Consider the following 10,348-nt stretch of genomic DNA (forward strand, 5'->3'; position numbering starts at 1 on the left):
CTAATGTGCACACGCGCTCGTTCGGTGATCATCCTGACCCACATCGGTGGCCGAGCGCACGTCCGACCACAAGAGTCATCTGACCCGGATGAGGGGGAACACGAAGATCGCACAACGTCTCGGTGCGCTCGCGGGCACGACCGCAGTCCTGGTGGGGTTCGTCGGCACTGCGCCGGCCGCAGCCGCCGCTGACGCCGTACACCGTGGGAGCACGCCCTGCTTCAACTGGTCCTGGGGAGACGGCACCATCTCCTGGACCGTCTACGCCAGCAACACGTGCGGCTCCAGCAAGGGCCTGCAGTGGACGACCGACAGCGGCGCCATCGCCTGCATGTGGGTGGCAGGCAAGGACAAGGAAAACCACAAGTACGCTTCGAAGCCGAGGTCCAGCACGTTTCACGACGTGAGCAAGTGCCCGCCGGGAACGGGTGACTGACCCGAGCGCACGTGCATGAAAGGTGCCCCCGCCCTGCCCGGGTGGGGGCACCTCCTCGTTACCGCTTCATACTGATCAATGGGAAGCCAGGCGTCGAGACCTATGTGACGTCGTCGTAGCCGTTCACACGATCTCGGGCGGTGTCCGCCTGCTTCGGCAGGGCCGGTGCAGTCGTCACGGCTTCGACCTCACCGATGGCTTCCGGGGTGAGGTCGAGCTCCGAGGCCTCGTCGTCGGCCGGCCCCGCCGCGTCGCGACGTGCACGTCGCCTGTCGTTCGCGAGGGCGATCACGCTCGCGGCGAAGTAGAGAACCCAGATGGGACCCGCCAGAGCAAGCATGGAGATCGGGTCGGTGCTGGGGGTGGCGATCGCGGCGAACACCGTGATGCCCATGATCATGCCACGCCACCAGCCGGCGATCTTCTTGCCGGAGAGGACGCCGCCGAAGTTCAGCATGACCAGCAGCAACGGCAGCTCGAAGGAGAGGCCGAAGACGATGATCATCCGCATGACCAGCTGCAGGAGATCATCGAGGGGAAGCTGGTTGTCGCTGCCGATGATCGAGAACTCGAGCATCACGGACGCCATCTTGGGCAGCGACCAGTAGGCGAAGTACGCCCCCGTGAGGAACAGTGGGAATCCCGCGGCCACGAAGGCCAGGGAGTACTTCTTTTCGTGCCGGTGCAGGCCTGGCGCCACGAAGGCCCACAACTGGTACAGCCACACCGGAGCCGCGAGGGCCACACCCGAGGACAGCGAGACCGTGAGAGCGAGGGTGAACGGGCTCAGCAGACCGTTCTGGACGATCCGCGCACACTGGGTTTCCTCGGTGCCCTTCGCCAGTTCGGCGAAGCTGTACTGACATCCCACCGCGTCAAGGATGGGATTCGTGAAGAACTGGATGATGTCCTTGTAGAAGAAGGCGGCGACGAGCGTCGTGACAACGATCGCCAGCAGGCTCTTCACGAGCCGGTTGCGGAGCTCGCGGAGGTGCTCCGCGAGGGGCATCCGCCCCTCGGGATCCTTCTCCTTGTTGCGGGCAGACTTCAGCAACCCACGTTCCCATCTCGTGCGGCGGGCCGGAGGTCACCGGCCCTGCGTCAGCGCTTGGTCGTGTCCGTCGGCTCGTTGACCGGCCGCGAGCTGGTCACGTCACCGGGGGCGGCCTGGATGGTGCGCTGCGAGGGCTGCTCGTCGTTGTTGGGCGGGCCGGCCGGGGTCGTGGACGACTTGTTCTCGTCCTTCATCGCCTTGGCCTCGCTCTTGAGGATGCGGGCCGACTTGCCGAGCGACCGAGCCATGTCCGGAAGCTTCTTCGCGCCGAACAGCAGGATGATGACGACGAGGATGAGAATGATCTCGGGGGCTCCGAGCCTTCCGAACATAAGTCTTTACCTTCTCACCGAGGCGGCTGTGGTGGGGTGCTGTCCGACCGGTCGGACATGTGTCCGAACGATCGTGTCGACAGCGATCGTAACGCTCAGGGGTAAACGTGGGGCAATCCCTCTGCATCCCCTGTGCGTACTCCCGTCCGCGGCCAGTGCCTCGTTAACCGGGCCGCGACCAGCAGCGTACCTGTCCGAACCGCCGAGGTGACAGGGCGAAGTGTCCCAAAGCCCGACTCACCGCCGCCCGCCGGACAGCTCACAGGGCGTCCATGGACCGGGCCGCGCTCTCCGCCGCCCGCTCCAGGTCCTCCGCGGCACGGTTGATACGGCGCGCCGAGTCCGTGACCTGGCTGCCCAGGCGCTGTGCCTCGACGAAGACCCGCACGGCGAGCACCCCGAGCACGGCGAGACCCACGAATCCCACGGCAATCGCGAACATCGGCCAGAACATGACGCCGAGCCTAGACCCTTCCGGAACGCCGAATGTCCAGACCCTCTACAGGGTCGAGTGCAGCCGCAGGGTCCGCACCCCGCCGCCGGTGAGCAGCTCCACGATCCGCTCCCCCGCGGGCTTGCGGACGGACGCACCGCACTCCGGGCAGGTGAAGGAGTAGAAGGTGGTGCGGCTCGTGGCGCCGATGGCGAGGCGCAGGGCGCCCGCGGTGAGTTCGAAGCGCCCCCGGCAGTCCGGGCAGCCCGCCCGGAACACCACCGGGCTCACGCTTGTCATCCCGGCGAACGCGGACTCCACCGTCATGCCCATCGCACCGGACGTCACCGACTCGCTCACAGCCCTGGCTCCTCTTTCTCGGGTCGTTCGCCTTCGGGGCACCCGGGTGGGGCCGGAGCGGGCCGGCTCGCCACCGGCGTCGACCAGCTCCGCGCCCCGGCACCACGGCGGTGCCGGAGGACGGCCCTGGCAACCGGCCGTCGGCGCCCTGGGCACCCGCGGTTCACGCGCCCCTGCCGTCCGGCCCGTCCGCCACCGCCTGCGGTCCGCGCGCCTCGGCCGCCTCCACCACGTCGGCCGCCGCCAGCGCCTCGATCCCGTCGTACGCCGCCAGCGCCTCGCGGGCGGCCTTCCGGGCGCTGTCCGCCAGCTCGGACGGCGACACGATCCGGCCGTCGCGCCCGAGCCGCAGCGCCAAGCGCCGCAGCGACGCCGGCTCGGGGGTCCGCAGAGTGATACGCAGCCCGCCGTCCGGGAGCTCATCCGCACTGTCGTGCGGGTAGTACTCGGCGACCCAGCGGCCGCCGGGCCCGACCTCGACCACGACCTCCGGGTCCTCGGCCGCGGGCTGCACCAGCGCCTCGGACAGGTCCCGCAGCTCGATCTCCGGCGGTGCCGACGGCTCGTCGAGGATCTTGATCTCGGCGACCCGGTCCAGCCGGAAGGTGCGGCGCGCCTCCGAGCGACGGCACCAGGCCTCGACGTACGTGTGCCCGACGCTGACCAGGCGGATCGGGTCGATCTCCCGCTCGGTGACCTCGTCGCGCGCGGGCGAGTAGTAGCGGATCCACAGCCGGCGACGCTCGGCGATCGCCCGGTCGACGTCCGCGAAGACCCCGCCCTCGGACTCGAAGGTCACCGACAGCCGCGAGCTGGCGCCCGCCGCCTCGCCGGCCGCGGCCTCCACCTTGGCCGTCGCCCGCAGCAGTGCCTGCCGGTCGCTCTCACGCAGGCCGGGCAGCGTGGCCACGGCCCGGGCGGCGACGAGCAGGGCGGTGGCCTCGTCGGCGGCGAGCCTGAGCGGCTCGGCCGCCTCCGCCGCCAGGGCGGCCGGGTTGTGCCACCAGATGCGCTCGCCGTCGGTGTCGATGTCGAGCAGGTCGCCGCCGCGGAAGCTGGTGCCGCACATGGGCAGCACGTCGAGGTCGGAGACCAGCTCGTCCTCGGTGATGCCGAAGGCGCGCGCGACGTCCTCGACCCGGGCTCCGGGGCGCTCCCTCAGATACGTCACCAGGGAGAGCATGCGTCTGGTCTGGTCGATGGCGTTCACGGGCCTGACCGGTTTGCCTGCCACTGTCGTCCGCTCCCCCTCAGCCCTTGGCCACGGCCCGTAGCCGGTCCACCACGTCGGCCCGCAGCTCCGCGGGCTCCAGGACGACCACGTCCGGCCCGAACTCCACCAGCCAGGCGTCCAGCCCGTGGCCGTACGGAATCTCCAACTCGTCCCAGCCGTCACCGAGTTCCCGTACGGAGGTGGCCTTCGCCCGAAGGGGGTACCCCGCGTCCGAGCGCAGCCGGATCCGCGCCGAGCGGTCGGTGATCTCCCCGGCCCAGCTCGCGACGGTCTCACGGACGGTGACGACGTCCGGCACGTCAGCGGTGTACCGGCCGCCGCGCGAGCGGACCTTGCCGGTGATCCGGGACAGCCGGAAGACCCGCTCGGCGCCTCGGTCGCGGTCCCAGCCCGCGAGGTACCAGTGGCCCCTCCAGCACTCCAGCGCCCACGGCTCCACATGCCGCTGCTCGGGGTGGGCGGCGGTGGCCTTGCGGTAGTCGAACACGACGGGCCTGCGGTCCCGGCAGGCGAGCATCAGCGGTTCGAACGCCGCCTCGTGCACGGGGATGCGCGGCTCCAGGGCGCCGTGCGACCCGTACGGGTCGACGTCCTCGGGGAGGCCCGCCGCGCGCAGCTTCTGGAGGGCGCCGCTGGCGGCACCGGCGAGCCGGGCCTGCTGCCACACCTTGGCGGCGAGCCCGAGTGCGGCGGCCTCCTCGGCGTCCAGGGTGATGGGCGGGAGGCGGTTGCTGTCGCGGCGGGCCAGATAGCCGACCTCGCCGTCGAGGCTCTCGACGGTCTCGATGACCAGTCCGAGTTCGCGCAGGTCGTCCTTGTCGCGCTCGAACATGCGGTTGAAGGAGTCGTCGTTGCCGCCGGCGCCGTTGCCCGGCCCGAAGGCCTCGACGTAGGCCTCGATGGAGTCGCGCAGCTCACGCTTGCTGAGCGGCCGCCGCGTCCCGAGCAGACACAGCGCCAGGTTCATCAGACGCTCGGCCTTGGCAATGGCCATCGAAGCGCTTCGCCTCCCTATGGTGCTTACGAGCGATGACCGTACCGCCACACGGTGGCCCGGCAAAAGCCGAGGGCCCATGCCCGAACAGGCATGGGCCCCACGTGATCGAGTCTGTTCGGATCTTGCTCAGACTCCGAGCAGGTCGACCACGAAGATCAGCGTCTCGCCGGGCTTGATCGCCGGGGTCGGGCTCTGGTTGCCGTAGGCGAGGTGGGCGGGGATGGTCAGCTGGCGGCGGCCGCCGACCTTCATGCCCTGCACGCCCTGGTCCCAGCCCTTGATGACCCGGCCGCCGCCCAGCGGGAAGCGGAAGGGGGTGCCGCGGTTCCAGCTGGCGTCGAACTCCTCGCCGGTGCTGAAGGAGACACCGACGTAGTGCACGGTGACGGTCTGGCCCGCCTGCGCGACCGGGCCGTCGCCTTCCCAGATGTCCTTGATCTCGAGGTCCGCCGGGGGCTCGCCGCCCGGGAAGTCGATCTCGGGCTTGTCGATGCTCACGTCTCTAGCTCCTGCTTGTCTGCGGAAAGGCGAACACGCACAGTCTTACATCCCGCGCGCGTCACAGCTTCGCGAGGATGTCCACCGAGAAGACCATCGTGGAGTCCTTCTTGATGCCGCTGCCAGGCTGCGGCTTGTCCCCGTAGCCCAGCTCCGGCGGGACGACGATGAGGACGCGGCTGCCGACCTTCTTGCCGGTCAGGCCCTGCGCCCAGCCCTTGACGACCTGCTGGAGCGAGAACGACACCAGCTGCTTGTTGGCGTACGACGAGTCGAACTCCTTGCCGCCGTCCCACAGCACGCCCTTGTACTGCACGAGGACGCTGTTGTCGGCGGCGACCTCCTCGCCGTCGCCCTCCAGGACGTACTCCGCGACGAGCTTCTTCGGCGCGGCCGACTTGGGCACCTCGATGGAGGGCGCCTTGCCGTCGGTGTTGGTCCCGACCTTGGGCAGGTCCGCGTTGTCCTGCGGGACCTCCTTGCCCTTGGCGGAGCTCTTGGCGTTGAACGTGTCCTGCACGTCGACGACGAAGACCAGGGTGTCGGTGCCCTTGATGCCCGCCTGCGGGTTGCCCTGCGAGCCGTAGCCCCAGGCGGGCGGGACAGCCATCTCGACGCGGCTGCCGGCCTTCTTGCCGGCCAGCGCGTACCGCCAGCCGTCGATGATCTGGCCCTGGGCGAGCTGGATGGCCAGGCGGGCCTTGCGGTCGTAGGAGTTGTCGAAGACCTTGGCGGTGTTCCAGACCTGGCCCAGGTAGTTCGCGACGACGAAGTCGTTCTCCGCGATGGCCTTGCCGCTGCCCGCGACCAGGGTCTTCACCGCGAGCTGCTTCGACGGCTCTCCGCTGCCCTTGGCGATCGTCGGCTTCTCGTCGAACTTCGTGCCCGCGGTGACCGCCGGCAGCGGACCGTCGACGATCTTCGGCGGCGGGGCGGCGGACGGGGCCGACGCCGAGGGCGACGGGCTGTCGCTGGCCTTGCTCGAGTCGGACTTGTCGTCGCCGCATGCGGCGAGCGTGGCAAGTCCAGCGGGCACGGAGATGAGAAGTGAGCGTCGGCGCACTGTGGGGGCCTCGTAATCGGTCGATCTCGTTGATGGCGTGCGCGCAACTCTACGGCGTGAGCAGGGCGCCGCACTTGTAACGTACGGCGCCCGTGTGGCGTTCCGGCGATATCCCCGCCGGCGCATTCCCTCACATTCCGGCGATCAGCTTCTCCACCCGGTCGTCCACGGAACGGAACGGGTCCTTGCACAACACGGTGCGCTGGGCCTGGTCGTTGAGCTTGAGGTGAACCCAGTCGACCGTGAAGTCACGGCGCTGTTCCTGCGCGCGCCGGATGAAGTCGCCGCGCAGCCGGGCCCTAGTGGTCTGCGGCGGTACGGACTTGCCCTCGAAGATCTTCAAGTCGTTGCAGATGCGCGCTGCCTGACCCTTCTTCTCGAGCAGGTAGTACAGGCCACGACGGCGGTGGATGTCGTGGTAGGCGAGGTCTATCTGCGCTACACGCGGATGCGACATGGTCATGTTGTGCTTGGCCCGGTACCGCTCGAGGAGCTTGTACTTCATGACCCAGTCGATCTCGGTGCCGATGCGGTCGAGGTCCTCGCTCTCGATCGCGTCCAGCGTGCGGCCCCACAGCTCCAGGACCTGCTCCACGGTGCCGGTGCGGATGCCGCGGCGGTCGCAGAAGTCCAGGGCCTTCTCGTAGTACTCGCGCTGCACCTCCAGGGCGGAGGCCTCGCGTCCGCTGGCCAGGCGGACCTTGCGGCGGCCGGTGATGTCGTGGCTGACCTCGCGGATCGCCCGGATCGGGTTCTCCAGGGTGAGGTCCCGCATCACCGTGCCCGCCTCGATCATGCGCAGCACCAGGTCGGTGGCGCCGACCTTGAGCAGCATGGTCGTCTCGGACATGTTGGAGTCGCCCACGATGACGTGCAGGCGGCGGTAGCGCTCGGCGTCCGCGTGCGGCTCGTCACGCGTGTTGATGATCGGCCGGGAACGGGTCGTCGCCGAGGAGACGCCCTCCCAGATGTGCTCGGCCCGCTGGCTGACGCAGTACACCGCACCGCGCGGCGTCTGGAGCACCTTGCCCGCGCCGCACAGCAACTGCCGTGTGACCAGGAACGGAATCAGAATGTCCGCGAGCCGGGAGAACTCCCCGTGCCGGGCGACCAGATAGTTCTCGTGGCAGCCGTAGGAGTTGCCCGCCGAATCGGTGTTGTTCTTGAAGAGGTAGACGTCGCCCGCGATTCCCTCCTCGTGCAGGCGTCGTTCGGCGTCCACCAGGAGTCCTTCGAGAATGCGCTCGCCCGCTTTGTCGTGGGTGACCAGTTCGGTCACGTTGTCACATTCGGGTGTGGCGTATTCCGGATGTGAACCCACGTCGAGATAGAGGCGGGCGCCGTTTCGCAGAAAGACATTGCTGCTGCGGCCCCATGACACGACACGGCGGAAGAGGTACCGCGCCACCTCGTCAGGAGACAGGCGGCGCTGTCCCCTGAACGTGCACGTGACGCCGTACTCGTTCTCCAGCCCGAAAATGCGGCGGTCCATGAGGGAACATTACGCCCGATCCCCTGAACTGAAACGGGGTTCGAGGGCACGGTTTGGATCATTTTCCGAACCGGCGGCAACCACCGCTCCCCCACCGGGAGCTGCGAGTACCCGCCCCGTGGCGGTCAAAACCAGCAGGGACACGCCACCCGCGACACCCGGTAGGGCGAAGCCCCACAGGGTCCCGCCCTCCTCCACGACGGGCCCCGCGACGCCCGCTCCGACCGAGTGGCCCACGGTGAACGTCGTCACCAGCCAGGAGAACGCCTCGGTGACCGTGCCGCGCGGCGCGTGCCGGTCGACCAGGACGAACGCGCAGGCGATGGCGGGTGCGAGGAAGACCCCGGCCAGCGCGGTCAGCGCCACCATGGGCACCGCGTCCGGCATGAGCATCAGCGGCAGGTAACACACCACCAGAAGGGCCACCAGCACCCGCAGTCGCCGCGCGGGCTCACCGGCCCACTGCCGGGCCCCGTAGACGGAGCCGCCGACCAGTGCCCCGAACCCCAGAGCCGCCATCAGCCAGCCGTACACGACGTCACCGCCGTGGTCGTCCGCGTAGGGCACCGAGGCGACCGTGATGGACCCGAGCGCCATCCCTATGAACAGGAACGCGGCCAGCAGCGCCAGCAGCCCCGCCGAGCGCAGCGCGCCCAGCCAGTGCGCCTCGCGCGGCGCCGACCGCCACGCGCGCGAGGGCGGCGACACCACGACGGACAGCGCCCCCAGCACCCCGACCACGTTCAGCACGAGCAGCGCGGCCTGGGCGGACCACAGGGACACGCACAGCGTCACGAGCAGCGGCCCGACGGTGAACATCACCTCCTGGGCCACGGCGTCCATGGCGTACGCGGTGTGCACGTGTTCCTCCTTGCGGAGGACGGACGACCACAGAGCCCGCAGCCCGCCTTCGAGGGGCGGCGTGAAAAGTCCGGCGGCCGCGACGGCGGCGTACGCGAGGGGCAGCGACCCGATCCCTCCGAAGGCGAAGACGGCCATGGCGAGCCCGGACAGGACGGCCGCCGGCAGCTGCACACTCGGCTGCCCGCGCAGGTCCACGAGCCGGCCCAGCACCGGCTGCCCCACGGCGTTGGCGACGCCGTACACGCCCACCAGCGCCCCCGCGAGGCTGTACGAACCGCCTTCGGCCCGCACGAACAGCAGGATCGCGATGGCCGCCGTGGCATTGGGCAGCCGGCCGACGAGCGTGCCGACGAGCAGCCGGGCGGCGTGTCGCGCCCGAAGGATCTCCAGGTATCCCGTGGCCATGTCCCCGCCCTAGGTTTTACGTATAACGTCGAGTTCCATACGTACCATGGCCGCTGTTCACGAGTCCAGACGAAGGAGCAGCCCGACGGTGGCACGAGGCAGCACCCGACCCACGAGCCGGGACGTCGCCCAGGCCGCCGGCGTCTCCCAGGCGGCGGTCTCCTTGGTCCTCGGGGACAAGTGGCGCGGGCGGGTCTCGGAGGCGACGGCGCAGCGGGTCCGCGAGGCCGCCCGCGACCTGGGCTACCGCCCGAACCTGGCCGCCCGCAACCTGCGTCTGGGCCGCACCCGCACGGTCCTCCTGGTGGTCCCGGCCCTGACCACGGAGTTCTTCGCCGGCGTCTACACAGGCGCCACCCGTGTCGCCGCCGAACACGGCTTCGGGGTGGTCCTCTACCCCTCCCCCGAGGGCATCGGCCCGGCCCCGGACCCGTTCGCCTCCGCCCAGGCCGCTCTGGACGGCGTCATCGCCTCCTCGATGGCCGCGGACGCGCTGACCGCGATCCGCGGCGAGGCGCTGCCCCTGGTGATGCTGGACAGCGACCCTTCAGGAAGCCTGGGGGCGGCGACGGTGAACCTGGACATCGCCGACGGTGTCCGCCAGGCCGCGGAACACCTGCTGTCCCTCGGCCACCGACGGTTCCTCCACCTCGCGGCGGACGTACCGTCCTGGACCTTCGAGGTACGCGCCCGGGAGCTGGCGGCTCGCCTGGCCGAGGTGCCCGGTACGTCCGTCCGCACGGCCCGCTCACCGATCTCCATCGAGGGCGCGGTGACCGCGGCCGAGACCGCCCTCTCGCAGCCCGGCCCCCGCCCCACGGCCGTGATCTGCGACGACGACCAGTTGGCCGCCGGCACGTACAAGGCTGCCCGCCGCCTGGGCCTGCGCGTGCCGGACGACCTGTCGGTCACCGGCCTGGACGATCTGGCCCTCGCCACGGCGATCGACCCTGAACTAACGACGGTCCGCCTGGACGCCGAGCTGTTCGGCGAACGGGGCATGCGGGCGCTGCTGGCCGTCCTGGAGGGCCGTGAGCCCGAGAGCGGGGACATCCCGGTACGGCTGGTGGTACGGGGCTCTACGGCACCACCAGGCTTGCCGTAGGCGCGGCGCTGCTGCCGGGGCCGGTGGGCCGCAACCCGGCGGAGCGGGGTGTCGCCGACGGCTGCCGGGGCGGGG

The 10,348-nt window shown here is 70.0% G+C and carries 12 protein-coding genes; 2 read left to right on the forward strand and 10 right to left on the reverse strand.

The annotated features are described in order from the left end of the window. The first annotated feature begins 46 nt into the window (after window positions 1-46). On the forward strand, window positions 47-436 hold the full coding sequence (locus CA983_RS12525; protein ID WP_086600972.1) for a hypothetical protein: 390 nt from the start codon (window positions 47-49) through the stop codon (window positions 434-436). A 100-nt stretch (window positions 437-536) separates the two neighbouring features. On the opposite strand, the gene tatC is transcribed toward CA983_RS12525, so the two are convergent. The 10 genes from tatC to CA983_RS12575 all read right to left on the reverse strand — a co-directional run bounded on the left by tatC (window position 537) and on the right by CA983_RS12575 (window position 9,168). Continuing rightward, window positions 537-1,490 (reverse strand): twin-arginine translocase subunit TatC, encoded by a 954-nt coding sequence (gene tatC / locus CA983_RS12530; RefSeq protein ID WP_086600973.1) that lies wholly within the window; start codon window positions 1,488-1,490, stop codon window positions 537-539. A gap of 47 nt (window positions 1,491-1,537) precedes the next feature. After that, complete coding sequence (gene tatA / locus CA983_RS12535) at window positions 1,538-1,822, reverse strand: Sec-independent protein translocase subunit TatA (protein WP_059419437.1); 285 nt, start codon at window positions 1,820-1,822, stop codon at window positions 1,538-1,540. A 259-nt stretch (window positions 1,823-2,081) separates the two neighbouring features. After that, entirely contained in the window at window positions 2,082-2,276 is a 195-nt protein-coding gene (locus tag CA983_RS12540; protein WP_086600974.1) for a hypothetical protein, read from the reverse strand. Between the two features lie 45 nt (window positions 2,277-2,321). Continuing rightward, window positions 2,322-2,615 (reverse strand): CpXC domain-containing protein, encoded by a 294-nt coding sequence (locus CA983_RS12545; protein ID WP_086600975.1) that lies wholly within the window; start codon window positions 2,613-2,615, stop codon window positions 2,322-2,324. A gap of 163 nt (window positions 2,616-2,778) precedes the next feature. Further along, window positions 2,779-3,849, reverse strand: coding sequence for a helix-turn-helix transcriptional regulator (locus tag CA983_RS12550; RefSeq protein WP_086600976.1), 1,071 nt, complete (start codon window positions 3,847-3,849; stop codon window positions 2,779-2,781). Window positions 3,850-3,865: 16 nt separating this feature from the next. Then, a complete protein-coding gene (locus tag CA983_RS12555) occupies window positions 3,866-4,843 on the reverse strand; it encodes a helix-turn-helix transcriptional regulator (RefSeq protein ID WP_086600977.1) in 978 nt (325 codons plus the stop codon). A 129-nt stretch (window positions 4,844-4,972) separates the two neighbouring features. Continuing rightward, window positions 4,973-5,344: an FKBP-type peptidyl-prolyl cis-trans isomerase gene (locus tag CA983_RS12560; protein WP_030243994.1), complete on the reverse strand. Its 372-nt coding sequence runs from the start codon at window positions 5,342-5,344 to the stop codon at window positions 4,973-4,975. 61 nt (window positions 5,345-5,405) lie between these two features. Beyond that, window positions 5,406-6,407 (reverse strand): FKBP-type peptidyl-prolyl cis-trans isomerase, encoded by a 1,002-nt coding sequence (locus CA983_RS12565; RefSeq protein WP_086600978.1) that lies wholly within the window; start codon window positions 6,405-6,407, stop codon window positions 5,406-5,408. A 130-nt stretch (window positions 6,408-6,537) separates the two neighbouring features. Further along, window positions 6,538-7,899 carry a Pup--protein ligase gene (gene pafA / locus CA983_RS12570; RefSeq protein ID WP_059419425.1) on the reverse strand — a complete coding sequence of 454 codons (1,362 nt, stop codon included), beginning with the start codon at window positions 7,897-7,899 and terminating at the stop codon, window positions 6,538-6,540. Window positions 7,900-7,908: 9 nt separating this feature from the next. Then, window positions 7,909-9,168, reverse strand: a complete 1,260-nt coding sequence (locus CA983_RS12575; protein ID WP_086600979.1) for an MFS transporter — start codon at window positions 9,166-9,168, stop codon at window positions 7,909-7,911. 46 nt (window positions 9,169-9,214) lie between these two features. Here CA983_RS12575 and CA983_RS12580 point away from each other — a divergent pair, with 46 nt between their 5' ends. Next, window positions 9,215-10,273, forward strand: coding sequence for a LacI family DNA-binding transcriptional regulator (locus tag CA983_RS12580; RefSeq protein WP_086600980.1), 1,059 nt, complete (start codon window positions 9,215-9,217; stop codon window positions 10,271-10,273). Window positions 10,274-10,348: the final 75 nt, after the last annotated feature.

This window comes from Streptomyces swartbergensis, from assembly GCF_002148965.1.
Lineage (GTDB): Bacteria > Actinomycetota > Actinomycetes > Streptomycetales > Streptomycetaceae > Streptomyces > Streptomyces swartbergensis.